A 17,861-nucleotide genomic window follows, 5' to 3' on the forward strand; every position below is an offset into this window, starting at 1 on the left:
GCGCCTTCTGCTGTTAAATTTTTTAACAGCCCCTATGTTAAAATTGAAGTTTCGCCCCCGCAACCCCTCGCTGATAATCGATCCACAGCAGAACAACAAAACAGCTGGTTACAACACCCGAACGCAATCTCGATCCTGCCCAGAAAAATAATATCCATGGCCCGACGACACAGCTGTTTTCAGCACGTGCGCAGGCGATGGGGGAATCGGAGGTAACGCATGAATGCCCTGCATTCGCTGCAAACGCTGGCGGTGTCCATCCGCTCAGTGCGCAAAGTCTACGGTGATCCAAAGACTGGCCCGGTGGCGCTCAAAAGCATCGACCTGGACATTCGCGACAACGAGTTCTTCACCCTTCTCGGCCCTTCGGGCTGCGGCAAAACCACGCTCCTGCGGATGATCGCCGGGTTCGAATTCCCTACTGAAGGCGAAATTCTGCTCTACGGCGAAAACATCGCCGACCGCCCGCCCTTCCAGCGCCCGGTCAACACGGTGTTCCAGCATTACGCGCTGTTCCCGCACATGACCATCGCCGAGAACCTGGCCTTCGGCCTTGAGTCCCACCCGATGGGCAAAGTCCTGCACAAAACGCAATTGGCCGAACGGGTGCGCGAGATGCTCGCCCTGGTGCAGATGGAGCGCTTTGCCAACCGCAAGCCGGCGCAACTGTCTGGCGGTCAGCAACAGCGTGTCGCCCTCGCTCGTGCATTGGCGCCGCATCCCAAGGTCTTGCTGCTCGACGAACCGCTTTCGGCGTTGGACCTCAAGCTGCGCCAGGCCATGCGCGAAGAGTTGAAAACCATTCAGGCGCGTACCGGCATCACTTTCATCTTCGTCACCCACGACCAGGAAGAAGCCCTGACCATGTCCGACCGCATCGCCGTGTTGTCCGAAGGCGAGGTGCAGCAGGTCGGTCGTCCGGAAGACATCTACGAACGCCCGCGCAATCGCTTCGTGGCGGACTTCATCGGTGAAACCAACTTCATCGAAGGCACGGTCACCCGCGTTGCAGACGGCCTCGCCTGGTTCGCCGGTCCGGCCGGTCATCCATTGCCTGCACAGCCATGCAGCGATGTGCGAGTCGGTGCCAACGTCGCATTGTCCGTGCGCCCCGAGCGTTTGCATCTGATGCCAGCCACCACTGAGAACGCTCTGCCGTGCCGGATCGAAGCGCAGATCTACCTCGGCACCGACCTGCAATACCAGGTCAGCCTGAGCGACGGTTCACGCCTCACCGTGCGCACCCCCAACTGCGTCGACCAGAGCAAACGCTTCGCCGTCGGCAGTCAGGCCGGTCTGTTGTTCGACCAGGGCAGCGCCAGCGTCCTGCACGATTGAGCACGAGGAATTGCCATGCACGCTTTACCGATTGCCAACACACTGGAACGTCGGCGGGCCTTCCAGAGCTTTCTCGGTGTCAGCCCCGCGCTGATCGCCATCGGCCTGTTTCTGATCGTGCCGATCCTGATCGTCATCGGTTACTCGCTGATGGAGGCCAACCCCTATGGCGGGGTGAACAAAGTATTCAGCAGTGACGCCTACACCTCCCTGCTGTTCGAGCGGCAACTGGACGACAGCCTGGCCTTCGCCGACTCCTACCTGATCATTGCCCTGCGCTCCATCGGCATCGCCGGGCTGACCACGCTCATCACCCTGTTGATTGGTTTTCCGGTGGCGGTATGGCTGGCCATGCAACCGGCCCATCGCCGTGGCTTGCTGATCTTCCTGATCACCGTGCCGTTCTGGGCCAACCTGTTGATCCGCACCTACGCCTGGATTCTGCTGCTGCGCAACACCGGGGTGATCAACAACAGCCTGATGGGCCTCGGGGTCATCGACCAGCCGCTGCAACTGCTCTACACCGACGGTGCGGTGCTGCTGGGGTTGGTTTATACCTATGCGCCCTTCGTCGTGCTGCCGATCTACGCCACCCTGGAAAAAATGGACATCCGCCTGCTCGAAGCCGCTCAAGACCTCTACGCCGGACGCGTTCGAACCTTGCGCAAGGTGGTGTTGCCGATTGCCAAACCGGGAATTCTCGCCGGCGCCATCCTCACTTTCGTGCCTTGCCTGGGCGCGATGATCGCTCCGGAACTGCTCGGTGGCGGCACGCGAATGATGCTCGGCAACCTGATCTTCCGCCAGTTCAGCGATGCGCGTAACTGGCCTTTCGGTGCGGCCCTGTCGCTGGTGCTGATGGCGGCGGTGATGTTGGTACTGACGGTTTATGCCTTGCGTGCCGAGCGCCAGCGCATCGCCAAAGGAGGTGCGTGATGATCGGCCTGTTCAAACGCAACACGCTGGGGGTGCAGGACTTCCCCGGCTTCGGCGGATTCAGTTTCCTGTTCTACCTGTACCTCTACGCGCCGATCGTGGTGCTGGTGGTGTTTTCGTTCAACGCCAACCAGTCGGCCACGGTGTGGACCGGTTTCAGCTTCGACTGGTATCGCGCGGCCTTCGCCAACCAGGCCCTGCGCCAGGCGGCCGGCAACAGCCTGTTGATCGCGGTCTGCGCCAGCATGGTCGCCACGGCCATCGCCACCCTCGCCGCTCTCGGCACTTCACGGGGTGCGAAGTTCAAGGGCCTGCAACTGTCCATGGGCGCGATCATGTTGCCCCTGGTGCTGCCGGAAATCGTGGTCGGCGTCGCCACCCTCGCGCTGTTCTCCACCATCGGTCTGTCCCTGGGCTACGGCAACCTGATCATCGCGCACACGGTGTTCTGTATCCCGTTCGCCTTTCTGCCGATACGGGCACGCCTGAACGACATGGACCTGTCCCTGGAACAAGCCTCGGCCGACCTCTATGCCGGCCCGTGGCGGACCTTTCGCAAGGTCACGTTGCCGCTGCTGATGCCGGGGATTTTCTCCGGGTTGATGCTGGCCTTCATCGTGTCGCTGGATAACTTCGTGATCTCGATGATGGTCTCCCAGGCCGGCACCACCACCTTGCCGATCTTCATCTTCGGCCTGTTGCGCATGGGTGTGACACCGGACGTCAACGCTGTCTCGACCCTGATCCTGGGCGTCTCGGTGCTGTTCGTCACGCTCTCTTATCTGCTGGGCAAAAAGAAAACCTGAACCTTCTACGCACTGTGGGGAAATAGCATGAGCAAGTGGATTAAAAGCATCGGCACTTCGTTGTTCCTGACTTTACCGCTGACCATGGTCGGCAGCGTTCAGGCCGCGGAAAAACTCAACGTGGTGAGCTGGAGCGGCTACTTTTCGCCGGAGATTCTCGCCAAGTTCCAGAAGCAGACCGGCATCGAAGTTACAGTCGACTCCTACGATTCCAACGAAACCCTGCTGGCCAAATTGAAACAGGGCGGTGCCGGTTATGACGTGGCGATCCCTTCGCACCAGTTCGTGCCGATCCTGATCAAGGAAAAACTGCTGGAGCGCTTCGACCCGGTCAACCAGCCCTACTACGCCAGCGTCGTCGACAACCTGAAAAAACCCACCTGGGACCCGGAAGGTGCCTATTCCGTGCCGTTCATCTGGGGCACCACCAGCGTGGTGCTCAACACCGAGCGCTACAAGGGCCCCGCCGACAGCCTCAAGGTGCTTTACGAGCCACCGGCCGAGCTGCAGGGACGTATCAACATGTTCGACTCGGTCAGCGACGTGGTGGACATGGCCAGCCTGTACCTGAACATTCCACTGTGCAGCGAAGACCCGAAGCAGATGCAGCAGATTCTGACCCTGCTCAAGGCGCAGAAACCCTTCGTCAAAACCTACAGTTCCAAGGCCGGTTCGATCCGCGAAAACCTCGCCTCCGGTGAAATCGACATGTCGACCTTTTGGGGCGGCTCGTCGATGCGCGCCCGGGAGATGAAACCGAGCCTGAAATACCTGTACCCGAAAGAAGGTGTGCTGGCCTGGGTCGACAACATGGTCATCCCGACCGGCAGCAAGAACCCGGCAAACGCCAAGGCGTTCATCGCGTTCCTCAGCCAGCCTGAAAACGCGGCGATGACCCAGAACTTCCTCAAGCACCAGAGCCCGATCAAGGGTGTGGAGCCGTTCCTCGACGCGGGCCTCAAAGACGCCCCGGAACTGCACATTCCCGAAGGCACCCAGGTGGTATTCAGCAAGACCTGCGGCGAAGGCGCGATCCGCCTGGCCGACCGTCTCTGGACCAACCTGATGCGTTGACCTCTACCGCCCCGACGCAATGGCGGGGCGTTTTTCCAGCCGTCTGAAAGGCCGCTTGCAATGAACTCTAATAACATCAGCGAACTGGTCCTGTTGCAGGCCCACGAGCTCGCCGAACGCATCCGCCTGCGCCAGGTTTCCTGCCGGGAAGTGATGCAGACTTATCTTGCCCATATCGAACGCTTCAATCCGAAGGTCAATGCACTGGTGAGCCTGCAAGCGCCGCAAGACCTGCTGGCCCAGGCCGATATCCGCGACGCCGAACTGGCGAAAGGTCAATACCGTGGCTGGATGCACGGCCTGCCCCACGCCATCAAGGACTTGTCCCTGACCCGTGGCATCCGCACCACGCTGGGTTCGCCGCTGTACAAGGACTTCATCCCCGAGCGCGACGGCATCATGGTCGAGCGAATCAAAGCGGCGGGCGCGATCATCATCGGCAAGAGCAATACCCCGGAATTCGGCCTCGGTTCGCAAAGCTATAACCCGCTGTTCGGCGCGACCGGTTGCGCCTACGACCCGAGCAAGACCGCTGGCGGCAGCAGCGGCGGTGCGGCGGCGGCGCTGGCGATGCACCTGGTGCCGGTGGCCGACGGCAGCGACATGATGGGCTCGCTGCGCAACCCGGCCGCCTTCAACAACATCTTCGGGTTCCGTCCGTCCCAGGGCCGCGTGCCCTTCGATGACAGTGCCGACCTGTTTATCGACCAACTCGGCTACGAAGGCCCCATGGCTCGCAGCGTGCGCGATGCGGCGTTGCTGCTGTCAGTGCAGGCCGGGGCCGATGCACGGGCGCCGCTGTCGATTGCCGAGCCCGGCAGCGCCTTTGCGGCACCGCTGGATCGGGACTTCAAAGGCACGCGTCTGGGCTGGCTCGGCGACTTCAACGGCTACCTGCCGATGGAAAAAGACATCCTCTCGCTGTGTGAAAAGGCCTTTGCCGATTTCGAAAGCCTGGGTTGCCACATCGAGCCCGTTCAATCCGGATTCGCGCCAGAGAAGCTGTGGAGCAGTTGGCGGACGTTGCGCCACTGGATGGTCGCCGGCTCGTTGGGCGCGACCTATGCCGACCCGCAAAAACGTGCGCTGTTGAAACCGGAAGCCTGCTGGGAAGTGGAAAACGGCCTGAAACTCTCGGCCACCGACGTGTTTGCCGCCTCGGTGACGCGCAGCGACTGGTATCGGGCGATCTCCAGGTTGTTCGAAAAATACGACTACCTGCTGCTACCCAGCGCCCAGGTGTTCCCCTTCGATAAAACCCAACCGTGGCCCACCACCATCGAAGGCGTGACCATGGACACCTATCACCGCTGGATGGAGGTGGTGATTCCCGGCACCTTGTCCGGCTGCCCGGTAGCCAACGTACAGGTCGGCTTCAGCGCCAGCGGCCTGCCCATGGGCCTGCAAATCATCGGCAGACACCAGGCCGACTTCGCTGTCCTGCAACTGGCCCACGCCTACGAACAGGCCAGCCGCTGGTTCCAGCGCTGCCCTTCACCGCTGCTCAGAGGATAGACTTTGATAAACGGTTGAAAGCGCAGAGAAATATTTTAGATTTATGCTTGACGCATCCCCGTTACCGGTGAATAATGCGCGCCACTTGGCTACATAGCTCAGTTGGTTAGAGCATAGCATTCATAATGCTGGGGTCCGGGGTTCAAGTCCCTGTGTAGCCACCAAGTACTAAAAACGGCTTACCGCAAGGTAAGCCGTTTTTTTATGCCTTGAAAAAATACGCTGCGGTTGCAGGAAATCCTGAACCGCATGCGCGCATCGATCAGACGCCAATGGTCGGCAATGCCGACAATGCCCGCTCCCAGATCTGCCACGTGCGCAACCAGACCATCGCCTGCCAGTCGCTGTCGGCCGGATAGAACTGCTCCAGCAGATTCAGCTTGATCTCGCGTCCTGCTGCGTCACTCGGATTGCCGTGCAGATGCAGCCAGTGATCATCGCGCAGATGCCGGTGAACGTCCGGCCCCGGGTAAGTCCCACACTCAATGACAAACGGCATCAGCCGTACCTGCGGCAGCGCATCGATCAATGCCTGCGAGGTATAGCCGGTGGCCGTTGCCGCCACGCCGGTTTCGCTCAGGGTATCGGCACCGGTTTGCAGGCTGTAGAGCCACGGGCCATAAATCGCCTGCGCATCCGCCAGCGCCGGATAGGCGGACTCGGTGATGGTCAACAACATCGGATGACCGTACTCGCCAGCGCCCGTGTGCAAGTCGAAACACATGGCGACCTCGGCATGGGCTACGTGCATTTGCACGATCTTGTGCAACGTGCGGTTCGACCAGCTCGGCGCCAGCCCGCCGAAAAACAGACCGTCGGGGTGAGCATGCTGACCGCCCTCGACAATCGACATGACTGCCGGCCAGCCGTGCAGGCGAATCTGTTCGTCGAGCAAGGCATCGGCACGATCACGCTCCGGACCTTGCAACTGTGGGCAGGCATAGATTTCATGCAGGGCGTCATAGGCCTGGTTGTCCGGCAGCGGTCGCTGGAAATCCAGGTGATTGCGGTTCAGGTCGATGTTGTCTTCGTTGACCCGGCGCAACCACGCCATGCCCCAAGGGTTGATGGCATGGATCATGACCACGGCGACATCCGCTGGCAGGGAGCGCTTGTCCAACTCCTGCAGCCATTTGATCTGGCAACCCGAGCCGTAGAAGCCTTCGACTCCGTGGGTGCCGCTCAGCGCGATCAACAGGCGCTTGGCGCCCGGATCACCCAATACCGCCACATCCGTGCTCAGGGACTCACCAAACGGCCCCTTGAGCGGGTGTGGATACTCCGTCAGCGTTGCGCCTGCCGTGGTCGCGGCGACCAGGAACTGTTCACGCTGGGTGCGATAGCTGGACTGGGTGGGGAACTCGGTTTGCATGTCTGCCTCTTGTTGATTTTCCGGCCTGCCTGTTGGCAACGACCCTACAGAAAATCCCGCTTTTGATGAAGGACAAAAGCGTCAATGCCGTGGGACCTGGTTTGCGTCCCTCCCGGTCGGCCGATAGAGTCCACTGATCGTAGATCCAACGGACGGAGTACCCCACGTGTTCTCAACCTTTCCATTGCGCCGCTATCGCCTGCCAACCCTGGTTCTGCTCGCCAGTGCCTTGACCCTGGCCGCGTGCCACAACGCTTCGGTGCCGACATTACCGCTCGCTCCGGAAAGCGCTTCCGGGTTCCGCACCGACCTGAAAACTCAACATGCCGAGAAATTCATGGCAGCGGCGGCCAATCCGCTGGCGGCCGAAGCCGGGCGGGAGATGCTGCGCCGGGGCGGCTCGGCCATCGACGCGGCGATTGCGATGCAAGCCGTGTTGACGCTAGTCGAGCCACAGTCTTCGGGCATCGGCGGTGGCGCATTGATCGTCCTCTGGGATGGCAAGGCCGTGCGCACCTACGACGGACGTGAAACCGCTCCGGCCGGCGCCACCGAAAAGCTTTTCCTGCAAGCCAACGGACAACCGATGGGGTTCACCCAGGCGCAGATTGGCGGTCGTTCGGTGGGCACACCCGGCGTGCTGCGCGCCCTGGAACTGGCCCATCAAAAACACGGACGCCTGCCCTGGGCACAGCTGTTTGATCCGGCCATCCGGTTCGCCGAGCAGGGCTTCGCCATTTCGCCACGCCTGCACCGTTTGATCGCTGCGGACTCGTCCATGCCTCGCTCGCCGGAAATGATGGCTTACTTCCGCAATGCCGATGGCAGCCCAAAAGCCGCCGGCACAAACTTGAAGAACCCGGCACTGGCCGCCGTGTTCAAACGCATTGCCCATGAAGGCCCGGATGCCCTGTACAAAGGCCCGGTCGCCGAGGAAATCGCGGCCAAGGTTCAGGGGCACGCCAACCCCGGCAGCTTGTCCCTGACCGATCTCGCCAACTACCAGGCCAAGGAGCGCGCGCCACTGTGCACCGACTACAAGCGCTGGCAGGTCTGCGGCATGCCACCGCCATCGTCGGGCGGGATCGCCGTGGCGCAGATCCTCGGCACGCTGCAAGCCCTGGAGACCCGCGATAAACGCTTGGCGCTGGCACCGCTGCAACCGGTCAAGACCACGGCCCCGGCCGGCATCGAACCCGACCCGCAAGCCGTGCACCTGATCTCTGAGGCCGAACGCCTGGCCTACGCCGACCGCGCTCAATACTTAGCCGATACAGACTTCGTCCCCGTGCCGGTCAAGGGCCTGGTCGACCCGTCCTACCTCGCCAGCCGCGCCGCCCTGATTGGTGAACGCAGCATGGGCACGGCCAAACACGGCACTCCGCCGGGCATCCGTGTGGCCTATGCGCCGGACCGTTCGCCGCTGCGGATTTCCACCTCGCAAGTGGTGGCCGTCGATGACGCGGGTGGCGCCGTGTCGATGACCACCACCATCGAGTCGGCGTTCGGCTCGCACATCATGGTTCAGGGTTTCATGCTCAACAACGAGATGACCGACTTCTCGTTCATCCCCGAGGAAAACGGGCAAAAAGTCGCCAACCGCGTCGAGCCCGGCAAACGCCCGCGTTCGTCCATGGCCCCAACCCTGATCTTCGACCGCCAGAGCGGCGAATTCCTCGCCACCGTCGGTTCCCCCGGCGGCTCGCAAATCATCGAATACGTAGCCAAATCCACCATCGGCCTGCTCGACTGGAACCTCGATGCACAAGCCGCCATCAACCTGCCCAACTTCGGCAGCCGCAACGGCCCGACCGAACTGGAACAGGGGCAGTTCAGCCCGACGCTGATTCAGGCGCTGAAAGACAAAGGGCACAGCGTGAGCGAGATCGACATGACCAGCGGGACCCAGGCGATTGTTCGGGTCAAGGACGCCCAAGGCAAAGCGTCGCTGACAGGCGGAGCCGATCCGCGACGTGAAGGGCAAGCGCTGGGGGATTGAGTCGTACGCGGGGATGAGAAAGGGCTTACCGGTGGGTAGGCCCTTTTTATAAGCAAAGAGTCCAGCTCGCCTCTCTCCCGCTGCTTTTTCCTACCTGCAAATATTTGCGTCCTGGTTAGAGTTTCTGCGCCTCCACAGACTTGCATCAGTCCCACGTTGGGACTAGGATCGTGCCATGAGAATCATCGCCATCAATCAGCTGAAGCAATTTTGGGAGAGATACCCGAGCGCAGAACAACCTTTGTTGGCCTGGATTGACGAGGTAAGAAATGCAGCCTGGAAAACGCCTGCCGACATAAAACTGCACTTCGCTACAGCCAGTATTCTCAAAAGCCGCAGAGTCGTGTTCAACATCAAGGGTAACGACTTCAGACTGATAGTCGCCGTGGCTTATCGCTTTGGCGCCGTGTACATAAAATTTGTCGGCACTCACAAGCAGTACGACACGGTCGACGCTGATAACGTCGAAATGGAGTAACCCATGAACATTCGCCCGATTCACACAGAAGAGGATTACCGCGCCGCCCTCAAGAGCGTGTCGGCTCTGTTTGAGAATGAACCAGAGATTGGCACTCCCGAGGGAGATTACTTCGACATCATGATTACGCTGATCGAATCGTATGAGTCGAAGCACTTCCCGGTCGACTTACCCAATCCTATCGATGCGATCAAGTTCAGAATGGAGCAGTCCGGGTTGTCCGCCGCCGATCTTGCACCCGCCATCGGCCGCACAAATCGTGTTTATGAAGTACTCAATGGCAAGCGAGCGTTGACGCTTCCAATGATCTGGAAACTGCACGAGCTGTTCGGGATACCCGCCCAGAGCCTGATCAAACCGGTCAAACACGCTTGATCAGGGTCGGCTCATGCAAGCATACCTACCGATAATACGGACGATGCAGAACTCCGCTTATCGACTGATCTTCAACCCCTGCCGAACCTGGTGCTTTTCCAGCGCCAGCTCGATCAGTCGCGTCACCAGCTCGCTGTAGGTCATGCCGGTGGCCTGCCACAGTTTCGGGTACATGCTGATGCGGGTGAAGCCGGGCAGCGAGTTGATTTCGTTGATCAGCACTTCGCCGCTGTCGGTCAGGAACACGTCGACGCGGGCCAGGCCGGAGCAGCCCAGTATCTGGAACGCTTCGACGGCCAGGGCGCGAATGCGCTCGCTGGCCTCGACGCTGATATTGGCCGGCACCACCACTTCAGCCGCCTTGTCGTCGATGTACTTGCTGTCGTAGGAATAGAACCCGCTGCGCACCACGATCTCGCCGCAGCCACTGGCGATGGCGTCTTCATTGCCGAGCACTGCGCATTCAATCTCGCGGCCGCTGACGGCAGATTCGATCAACACCTTGGTATCGAAACTCAAGGCCAGCTCCACCGCTGCGCTGTACTCAGCCTCGTCGGTGACCTTACTCACGCCCACGGAAGAGCCCTGATTCGCCGGTTTGACGAACAGCGGCAAACCCAACTTGCCCTGCACCTCGGCAAACCCGGTGCGCGCCGCCGTGGCGCGGGTCAATGTCACGAACGGCGTCACGGCCAGGCCGGCATCGCGCAGCAGGCGCTTGCTGATGTCCTTGTCCATGCACACGGCCGAGCCCAGCACATCGGAGCCGACAAACGGCAAATCGGCCATGCGCAGCAAGCCTTGCAGGCAACCGTCTTCACCGAGGGTACCGTGGACAATCGGGAAGATCACATCGACGTGGCCAAGCAGTTCCTGGCTGGAGGTTTCCACCAGTTGCTGACTGGCTTTACCCGGCACCACGGCCAGTTCACGGTTGGACTGGTTGAGGGCGATCAGCGCCGGATTTTCCTGATTCAGCAAAAAATTCGAAGGATCGTTGAGGTGCCAGTGGCCTTGTTTGTCGATGCCGATCAGCACCGGCTCGAAGCGTGAACGGTCCAGCGCATCGACGATGTTTTTCGCCGATTGCAGCGACACCTCATGCTCAGCCGAACGGCCCCCGAAAATGATCCCCACGCGCAGCTTACTCATGACCTGGCCTCACCTGACGAATAGAAAAACGACCTGCAGAGAATGCGCCACACAGTGCAGTATTTGCCCTTGGTTTTCTAGCGTACCTGTCGCCTTGCGATCAGAAGACAGGGAGTCGCTGACTGGGTTACCGTGTTGCGCATCGAGCTCAAGACAATCATCACCATGGCCAAGTACCCGCCTCGCAATGACTGGTTCCATCGCGCGCCCGATGTCGGCGGGCTACAGCGTTTCGAGGCGTTTTTTGCCGGCCATGGCTACGATCTTCACCGCCACGACACCTATGCCATCGGCCACACCCTGGCCGGGGTGCAGAGCTTTCAGTATCGCGGTGGCTGGCGTCACAGCCAGCCAGGCGCAACGATCGTGCTGCACCCGGACGAAGCCCACGATGGCGAGGCCGGCACCGAGTCCGGTTTCCAGTACCGGATGATGTACATCGAACCGGCGCTGATCCAGCAGATGCTCGGCGGCCAACCGCTGCCGTTCATCAAGACCGGACTGTCGAACGACCCCCGCCTGTTTGCTACTACGGGAGCCTTGCTGCGCAGCCTTGATTGCCCGCTCGATCCACTGGAAGAACAGGATGCGCTGTTCGATCTGGCGCAGGCCTTGAGCAGCGTTTCCGGTGTGCCAGCCAAACGCTCGGGTTTCGATTACGTGGCCGCGCAGCGCGCGCGGGAATACATCCACAGCGCCCTCGATCGCACCGTGACACTCGATGAGCTGGCGCAACACAGTGGCCGGGATCGCTGGAGCCTGTCCCGGGATTTTCGCCTGTTGTTCGGTACCAGTCCCTATCGCTACCTGACCATGCGACGCCTGGACATGGTCCGCGCGCTGCTGACTCAGGGGCAGACACTGGTCAGCGCCGCGCTGATCGCCGGCTTCACCGACCAGAGCCACATGACTCGGCAATTCAGCAAAGCCTACGGCTTGCCACCGGCCCGCTGGCTGAACCTGCAGCGGCGCTGAGCCACGCACAATCGTTCAAGAATCGCGTCGAATTGCTGGCTATCGTGGCCCAGGATCAACCACGAGAGCCCCATGATGAACGCCTACGAAAGCCTGAACTTCGCGGAAAAGCTCACCCGGATCGATTCGCACTGGTCGCCCCGGGTCATCGCCGAAATGAACGACTACCAGTTCAAGGTGGTGAAGCTGCTGGGGGATTTCATCTGGCACGACCACTTCGATACCGACGAAACCTTCATCGTTCTGGAAGGCCAGTTACGTATCGACTTTCGCGATGGCCATGTGCTGGTGAACGCCGGGGAGATGTATGTGGTGCCCAAAGGCGTCGAGCACAAACCCAGCGCGGGGCAGGAGGTAAAACTCCTGCTGATCGAACCCAAGGGCGTGCTCAATACCGGCCGCGAAGGTGGCGAGCGCACGGCCGAGAATGATGTCTGGATTTGAGCGCTGGCCGCCTCACGCCTGCAAGGTCTTGCCGTCCACTGGATCACCAATGGTCAAGAAGTGCCCGCCCGCCACGTGGTGCAAGGTGCGCAAGGCGTCTTGCCCTTCGAAGTGCCAGCGGCCTTCGCTGAACACGCGCTCGTCAGCCTGGGCGGCAATCACTTCAGCCAGGAACAGATCGTACTGCTGGTGGTTGTTCGGCTCCGGCAACAGGCGACATTCCAGCCAGGCCACGCAGCCCTCGAGCATCGGCGCATCAACCGACTGGCCGGTGAACGTCTGTAAATCGTAGGTCTCAAACTTGTCGCGCCCCTGGCCCTGGGTCAACTCCAGGCCGGAGGTCGAACCGACGGTCTGCACAATGTCGGCCTGTGCAGCGCATGGAACGTTCAGCACAAACGTGCCCGAGGCTTCCAGCAACTGGCGAGTCCAGGTGGACTTGTCCAACACCACGGCAATTTTCGGTGGTTCGAAATCCAGTGGCATGGCCCAGGCTGCCGCCATGATATTGCGCTGGCCATCGTGGGCTGCGCTGACCAGCACGGTCGGGCCATGATTGAGCAGACGATAGGCCTTGGGCAAGGGAACCGGACGGCGGTGGGGAACGCTCATGGAAGTCTGCTCCTGGGGGAAAAGAGCCGATTGTAGCGCCCACGTAACCCTGTGGGAGCGGGCTTGCTCGCGAAGGCGTCAATTCAGTCACCGCTGGGTTGAATGACACACCGCTTTCGTCGGAACGCCGCCCGGAGCAAGCCCGCTCCCACCAAGAGCTGATCTCAGGTCAGTTGGTGAGTTGATTGGCAAACTGCCCCACCGCGTTGACCACTTTCTGCGCGCCGTCCTGGATCTCGACAATCACCGTACCCGCTTCCGCCGCCAGTGCCAGGCCCTGCTCGGCCTGAAGCTTGCCGTCGGACATCAGCGCTACGGCGTTGCGCGCCATGTCCTGGTTCTGCCGCACCACGAGGACGATTTCGTCGGTGGCCTGGCTGGTGCGCGAAGCCAGTTGCCGGACCTCATCAGCCACCACGGCGAACCCCCGCCCCTGCTCGCCCGCACGGGCCGCTTCGATGGCCGCGTTGAGCGCCAGCAGGTTGGTCTGCTCGGCAATGCCGCTGATGGTTTTGACAATGGTACCGATCACCAGCGATTGCTCGTTCAGCGCTTCGATGCCATCGCCGGCGGTTTGCATATGCCTGGCCAGGTTGCGCATCACGTCCACGGCCTGGGTCACCACGGCGTTGCCGCGCTGAGCGCTTTGGTCGGTTTGCTGCGAGGTGCTGTAGGCGATGTTGGCCGCCTCGGCGACGGCTTGCTCCTGATTGACCTGATCGGTAATCACCGTGGCGAACTTCACCACCTTGTAGAGATTATTGTTGGCATCGGCCACCGGGTTGTAGGACGCCTCAAGCCAGACCGCACGACCATGGCTGTCGACACGTTTGAAACGGTCGGCCACGTACTCGCCCGCATTCAGGCGACGCCAGAAGTTATGGTATGCGTCACTGTTGTATTCTTCCGGCAGGCAGAAGGTGCGGTGATGCTTGCCCTTGATCTGCGCCAGGCTGTAACCCATACCGCTGAGGAAGCGGTCGTTGGCGGTCAGCACGTTGCCGTTGAGGTCGAATTCGATCACCGCCGTGGAGCGCACCAGCGCGCCGATCAGGTTCTCGTGTTCGCGGGAGGCCTCGATGGTGCGGGTCAGGTCGCTGGAAAAGATCGAAAAACACTTGATCCGCCCGTCCGCCGAGCGCACCGGTTGCAGGATCGAACGCAACCACGCTTCCTGGCCGGTACCGCGCAACAGACGCACTGCGCCGGCGAAGTGCTCGCCACGGGTCAACGCGTTCTTGAAGCGCAGCTGGAATTCATCGGATTTCACGTGATCCGGGACCAGATCGTCGATGTGTCGGCCAATCAGGTCGCCGCTCTTGTAATGCATTTCGCCAAGGAAGTTCTGGTTGACCGACTGAACCCGCCCGTTGCTGTCGAGGGTCAGCACCAGCATTTCGCTTTCCAGACTTTCCTTCACTTGCTGGAGGCTGGAGAGTTCTTCACGAAGAGCCGACAGCTCCTGCTTCAAGCGTTTATTGAACATGGGAAAGCACCGATGGACAGGGGTAGAAAGCGATATGCAGCCTAACCATCGGCCTTGGAAACATTTTCTTAAGCGTGCTTCAGGCTTGTCCTACAAAAAATAGTTACGACATGCCCGATCAATGCGCGCCAGCCGCAGGACAGCCTGCGATTCTCGGCATCCGCGCACCGAAGTACGCCGCACTGCCCATGCCCACCGCCCCCATCACCGCACTGAACATCACGCAGATCCATGGGCTCCATGGCATCAGACCGATCAACAACAGCGGTGTGACACTCGCCCATGCGGCATAGGCAATGTTGTAGGTGAACGAGATCCCCGAAACGCGAATCCGCGCCGGGAACAGGCTGACCATCACCGATGGCACCGCGCCAACTACCCCGCAGGACAGTCCGGCCACCGCGTAGGCCAGGCCGATCCAGTCGCCGCCCATGATCAGGCAGGCATACAGCACGCCGATGCCCAGCGGCAGCAGCAGGCTATAGAGCATCACCGTGCGCCAGGCGCCGATGCGATCGACCAGCAGCCCGGCGAGCACGCAGCCGATGTTCAGGAACACGATGCCCAGCGCGCTCAAGGCGAAGGTACGACTGGCGGTCATACCAAAGGTTTTCTGCATCATGGTCGGGGTGATGACCACGAACACCACCACGGCCGAAGTCAGCACACAAGTGAGAATCATCGCCGGCAAAATGGCCAGGCGATGCTCGCGCAAGACCGTACGCAGCGGCAGTTCGCCAGCCGCCTCGCGCTGCGCCTGCATGGCCGTGAACACTGGGGTTTCGCTGAGCCAGCGACGCAGCCACACGCCAATCACCCCAAACACGCCGCCCAACAGGAAGGGATAACGCCAGGCGTAATCGAGAATTTCCGCCGCAGTGAACGCCTGCGCCAGGAAGGTCGCGGTCAATGCCCCGATCAAATAGCCGAAGGTCAGCCCCGCCTGCAAGAAGCCCAAGGCATAGCCGCGGTGGGCAATGGGTGCGTGCTCGGCGACGAATACCCAGGCACTGGGTACCTCACCGCCCACCGCCGCGCCCTGGAGGATGCGCAGGGCCAACAGCAGCAAGGGTGCGAAATAGCCGATTTGCGCGTAGGTCGGCATGATCCCGATCAGCAGACAGGGCAACGCCATCATCAGGATGCTCAGGCTGAAGACTTTCTTTCGCCCCAGACGGTCGGCGAAGTGCGCCATCAGGATGCCCCCCAACGGTCGCGCCAGGTAACCGGTGACGAAGATCCCGAAGCTTTGCAGTAATCGAAGCCACTCGGGCATTTCCGGCGGGAAGAACAACTGGCTGAGGGTCAGGGCGAAAAACACGAAGATGATGAAGTCGTAGATTTCCAGCGCCCCGCCGAGAGCGGCGAGCCCCAGGGTCTTGTAGTCCGAGCGGCTGAACGGCGTCGGGCGCGAATCGGTGTTAGTCATGAAAAGAACTCTGGCACAGGCAAAAACCAAGGCGCCCATGGTCTACGCAAATGCACCGGCGGACAACCCGTTAGACCAAAGTCCCATAGCCACGAAACAGCCCCGCAAAAGTCCTCGGCTTGAATTAATGTTGGCGCCTGTCCAGACGGGCGGTTACTGCCCCGAAGACCACTACAAACATAATAAATCCGAGGTACCCCCCGTGGCCGCTGATATCGAAGATAGCCGCTCCGCCCGCTTTGCCCTGCGCTGTTCAAGTTTTGCCGAACGCTGGTTTCCCGACTCCTGGGTGTTTGCTGCCCTGGCGGTGATTATCGTGGCCCTGGCCACCATGGCGATGGGTGCCAAGCCCACCGATGCCGCGGTGGCGTTCGGTGACGGCTTCTGGAGCCTGATCCCGTTCACCATGCAGATGGCGTTCGTGGTAATCGGTGGTTACGTGGTCGCCAGTTCGCCACCGGCGGTGAAGCTGATCGACCGCCTGGCGAAAATCCCGAAAAACGGCCGCTCCGCCGTGGCCTGGGTGGCGCTGATTTCCATGGTTGCGTCGCTGCTGAACTGGGGTCTGTCGCTGGTGTTCGGCGGTTTGCTGGTGCGCGCTCTGGCCCGCAGAACCGATCTGAAGATGGACTACCGCGCCGCCGGTGCCGCTGTCTACCTGGGCCTCGGTGCGGTTTGGGCCCTGGGCCTGTCATCGTCCGCCGCGCAATTGCAGGCCAACCCGGCCAGCCTGCCGCCGTCGATCCTGTCGATCACCGGGGTGATCCCTTTCACCCAGACGATCTTTCTTTGGCAGTCCGGTGTGATGTTGCTGGCTCTGATCATCGTTTCACTGATCGTTGCCTACGCCACCGCCCCCGGCCCGAACTCCGCACGAGACGCCAACGCCTGCGGGATCGACCCAAGCTTCAACCTGCCACCGCTGCAACCACGCACCCGCCCCGGCGAATGGCTGGAACACAGCCCGCTGCTGACGATTCTGCTGGTGCTGCTGGCAGCCGGATGGCTGTTCCATGAGTTCTCGACCAAACCGGCCATCAGCGCGATTTCCGGGCTGAACACCTACAACTTCCTGTTCATCATGCTGGGGGCGCTACTGCACTGGCGTCCGCGCAGCTTTCTGGATGCCGTGTCCCGTGCGGTACCGACCACCACCGGTGTGTTGATCCAGTTCCCGCTGTACGGCTCGATCGCCGCACTGATGACTACGGTCAAGGGTGCCGATGCGCAGACCCTGGCGCACCACATCTCGACCTTTTTCGTCAGCATTGCCTCCCACGACACCTATGCCCTGCTGATGGGGGTGTACTCGGCGATCCTCGGCTTCTTCATTCCGTCCGGCGGCGGCAAGTGGATCATCGAAGCGCCGTACGTGATGCAGGTGGCCAATGACCTGAACTATCACCTGGGCTGGGCCGTACAGATCTACAACGCCGCCGAAGCCTTGCCGAACCTGATCAACCCGTTCTACATGCTGCCGTTGCTGGGCGTACTGGGGTTGAAGGCGCGGGACCTGATCGGCTTCTCGTTCGTGCAGTTGCTGGTGCACACGCCACTGGTGCTGTTTTTGCTGTGGGCACTGGGCACGACGCTGACGTATACGCCGCCGGTGATGCCGTGACCCAAATGGTGGTGATGACATAGAACCCTGTGGGAGCGAGCTTGCTCGCGATGACAATGTCACTGACATATTGATACTGAATGTGCCGACGCCATCGCGAGCAAACCCGCTCCCACTGTGGTTTCTCCCACATTGAGAGTGCACGTTGCCTGACAGCTTTTTACCTCCCCCCTCTAGACCAACCGCCGCCTGCGGTTTCAGTATGTAGCACCCACGCCAACGGGAAATCACGCTGAAAAGGATCTGAGC

16 protein-coding genes, 1 tRNA gene and 1 pseudogene are annotated in these 17,861 nt (G+C 60.9%); 12 read left to right on the forward strand and 6 right to left on the reverse strand.

The features are described 5' to 3' along the window. The first annotated feature begins 219 nt into the window (after positions 1-219). The 6 genes from PSJE_RS12980 to PSJE_RS13005 all read left to right on the forward strand — a co-directional run bounded on the left by PSJE_RS12980 (position 220) and on the right by PSJE_RS13005 (position 5,833). Positions 220-1,338, forward strand: a complete 1,119-nt coding sequence (locus PSJE_RS12980) for an ABC transporter ATP-binding protein (RefSeq protein ID WP_090457669.1) — start codon at positions 220-222, stop codon at positions 1,336-1,338. Between the two features lie 15 nt (positions 1,339-1,353). Then, entirely contained in the window at positions 1,354-2,274 is a 921-nt protein-coding gene (locus PSJE_RS12985) for an ABC transporter permease (protein WP_007981819.1), read from the forward strand. Then, complete coding sequence (locus tag PSJE_RS12990) at positions 2,274-3,080, forward strand: ABC transporter permease (protein WP_057713307.1); 807 nt, start codon at positions 2,274-2,276, stop codon at positions 3,078-3,080. The genes PSJE_RS12985 and PSJE_RS12990 overlap by 1 nt, the downstream gene beginning before the upstream one ends. A gap of 27 nt (positions 3,081-3,107) precedes the next feature. Then, positions 3,108-4,154: an ABC transporter substrate-binding protein gene (locus PSJE_RS12995; RefSeq protein WP_090457671.1), complete on the forward strand. Its 1,047-nt coding sequence runs from the start codon at positions 3,108-3,110 to the stop codon at positions 4,152-4,154. A 60-nt stretch (positions 4,155-4,214) separates the two neighbouring features. After that, positions 4,215-5,669: an amidase gene (locus tag PSJE_RS13000; protein WP_090457673.1), complete on the forward strand. Its 1,455-nt coding sequence runs from the start codon at positions 4,215-4,217 to the stop codon at positions 5,667-5,669. An 87-nt stretch (positions 5,670-5,756) separates the two neighbouring features. Continuing rightward, positions 5,757-5,833: transfer RNA gene (locus PSJE_RS13005), tRNA-Met, on the forward strand. Between the two features lie 98 nt (positions 5,834-5,931). On the opposite strand, the gene PSJE_RS13010 is transcribed toward PSJE_RS13005, so the two are convergent. After that, entirely contained in the window at positions 5,932-7,041 is a 1,110-nt protein-coding gene (locus tag PSJE_RS13010) for a DUF2817 domain-containing protein (RefSeq protein WP_090457675.1), read from the reverse strand. A gap of 166 nt (positions 7,042-7,207) precedes the next feature. On the opposite strand from PSJE_RS13010, the gene ggt reads away from it, so the two are divergent. From ggt to PSJE_RS13025, 3 genes are all read left to right on the forward strand, one after another. Then, positions 7,208-9,040, forward strand: coding sequence for a gamma-glutamyltransferase (gene ggt, locus PSJE_RS13015; protein WP_090457677.1), 1,833 nt, complete (start codon positions 7,208-7,210; stop codon positions 9,038-9,040). 175 nt (positions 9,041-9,215) lie between these two features. Next, positions 9,216-9,518 (forward strand): type II toxin-antitoxin system HigB family toxin, encoded by a 303-nt coding sequence (locus PSJE_RS13020; RefSeq protein WP_090457679.1) that lies wholly within the window; start codon positions 9,216-9,218, stop codon positions 9,516-9,518. A 3-nt stretch (positions 9,519-9,521) separates the two neighbouring features. After that, on the forward strand, positions 9,522-9,893 hold the full coding sequence (locus PSJE_RS13025) for a helix-turn-helix domain-containing protein (RefSeq protein WP_057398063.1): 372 nt from the start codon (positions 9,522-9,524) through the stop codon (positions 9,891-9,893). Positions 9,894-9,950: 57 nt separating this feature from the next. On the opposite strand, the gene ddlA is transcribed toward PSJE_RS13025, so the two are convergent. Continuing rightward, entirely contained in the window at positions 9,951-11,045 is a 1,095-nt protein-coding gene (gene ddlA, locus PSJE_RS13030) for a D-alanine--D-alanine ligase (protein ID WP_090457681.1), read from the reverse strand. 165 nt (positions 11,046-11,210) lie between these two features. On the opposite strand from ddlA, the gene PSJE_RS13035 reads away from it, so the two are divergent. Then, positions 11,211-12,020, forward strand: coding sequence for an AraC family transcriptional regulator (locus tag PSJE_RS13035; RefSeq protein WP_090457994.1), 810 nt, complete (start codon positions 11,211-11,213; stop codon positions 12,018-12,020). A gap of 75 nt (positions 12,021-12,095) precedes the next feature. Beyond that, positions 12,096-12,464, forward strand: a complete 369-nt coding sequence (locus PSJE_RS13040; RefSeq protein WP_090457996.1) for a cupin domain-containing protein — start codon at positions 12,096-12,098, stop codon at positions 12,462-12,464. A gap of 12 nt (positions 12,465-12,476) precedes the next feature. Here PSJE_RS13040 and PSJE_RS13045 read toward each other — a convergent pair whose 3' ends face one another. The 4 genes and pseudogenes from PSJE_RS13045 to PSJE_RS13055 all read right to left on the reverse strand — a co-directional run bounded on the left by PSJE_RS13045 (position 12,477) and on the right by PSJE_RS13055 (position 15,991). Further along, a complete protein-coding gene (locus PSJE_RS13045) occupies positions 12,477-13,076 on the reverse strand; it encodes a flavin reductase family protein (protein WP_090457683.1) in 600 nt (199 codons plus the stop codon). 169 nt (positions 13,077-13,245) lie between these two features. Then, positions 13,246-13,854, reverse strand: a complete 609-nt coding sequence (locus tag PSJE_RS32190) for a methyl-accepting chemotaxis protein (RefSeq protein WP_235863968.1) — start codon at positions 13,852-13,854, stop codon at positions 13,246-13,248. Beyond that, positions 13,834-14,562, reverse strand: a pseudogene (locus tag PSJE_RS32195) (PAS domain-containing protein); the annotation flags it as partial. The gene PSJE_RS32190 and the pseudogene PSJE_RS32195, both read right to left, overlap by 21 nt. Before the next feature lie 118 nt (positions 14,563-14,680). Further along, complete coding sequence (locus tag PSJE_RS13055; RefSeq protein ID WP_328587071.1) at positions 14,681-15,991, reverse strand: MFS transporter; 1,311 nt, start codon at positions 15,989-15,991, stop codon at positions 14,681-14,683. A 202-nt stretch (positions 15,992-16,193) separates the two neighbouring features. Here PSJE_RS13055 and PSJE_RS13060 point away from each other — a divergent pair, with 202 nt between their 5' ends. Next, positions 16,194-17,612, forward strand: coding sequence for a short-chain fatty acid transporter (locus PSJE_RS13060; protein WP_057713298.1), 1,419 nt, complete (start codon positions 16,194-16,196; stop codon positions 17,610-17,612). Positions 17,613-17,861: the final 249 nt, after the last annotated feature.

This window comes from Pseudomonas jessenii (genome assembly GCF_002236115.1).
In the GTDB taxonomy this organism is placed as follows: Bacteria; Pseudomonadota; Gammaproteobacteria; order Pseudomonadales; family Pseudomonadaceae; genus Aquipseudomonas; species Aquipseudomonas jessenii.

What these genes read in the sequence shown, in the direction of transcription:
- PSJE_RS12980 (WP_090457669.1), top strand. Translation starts at nt 220, where the DNA reads ATGAATGCCCTGCATTCGCTGCAAACGCTGGCGGTGTCCATCCGCTCA.
- PSJE_RS12985 (WP_007981819.1), top strand. Translation starts at nt 1,354, where the DNA reads ATGCACGCTTTACCGATTGCCAACACACTGGAACGTCGGCGGGCCTTC.
- PSJE_RS12990 (WP_057713307.1), top strand. Translation starts at nt 2,274, where the DNA reads ATGATCGGCCTGTTCAAACGCAACACGCTGGGGGTGCAGGACTTCCCC.
- PSJE_RS12995 (WP_090457671.1), top strand. Translation starts at nt 3,108, where the DNA reads ATGAGCAAGTGGATTAAAAGCATCGGCACTTCGTTGTTCCTGACTTTA.
- PSJE_RS13000 (WP_090457673.1), top strand. Translation starts at nt 4,215, where the DNA reads ATGAACTCTAATAACATCAGCGAACTGGTCCTGTTGCAGGCCCACGAG.
- PSJE_RS13010 (WP_090457675.1), bottom strand. Translation starts at nt 7,041, where the DNA reads ATGCAAACCGAGTTCCCCACCCAGTCCAGCTATCGCACCCAGCGTGAA.
- PSJE_RS13020 (WP_090457679.1), top strand. Translation starts at nt 9,216, where the DNA reads ATGAGAATCATCGCCATCAATCAGCTGAAGCAATTTTGGGAGAGATAC.
- PSJE_RS13025 (WP_057398063.1), top strand. Translation starts at nt 9,522, where the DNA reads ATGAACATTCGCCCGATTCACACAGAAGAGGATTACCGCGCCGCCCTC.
- ddlA (WP_090457681.1), bottom strand. Translation starts at nt 11,045, where the DNA reads ATGAGTAAGCTGCGCGTGGGGATCATTTTCGGGGGCCGTTCGGCTGAG.
- PSJE_RS13035 (WP_090457994.1), top strand. Translation starts at nt 11,211, where the DNA reads ATGGCCAAGTACCCGCCTCGCAATGACTGGTTCCATCGCGCGCCCGAT.
- PSJE_RS13040 (WP_090457996.1), top strand. Translation starts at nt 12,096, where the DNA reads ATGAACGCCTACGAAAGCCTGAACTTCGCGGAAAAGCTCACCCGGATC.
- PSJE_RS13045 (WP_090457683.1), bottom strand. Translation starts at nt 13,076, where the DNA reads ATGAGCGTTCCCCACCGCCGTCCGGTTCCCTTGCCCAAGGCCTATCGT.
- PSJE_RS13055 (WP_328587071.1), bottom strand. Translation starts at nt 15,991, where the DNA reads ATGACTAACACCGATTCGCGCCCGACGCCGTTCAGCCGCTCGGACTAC.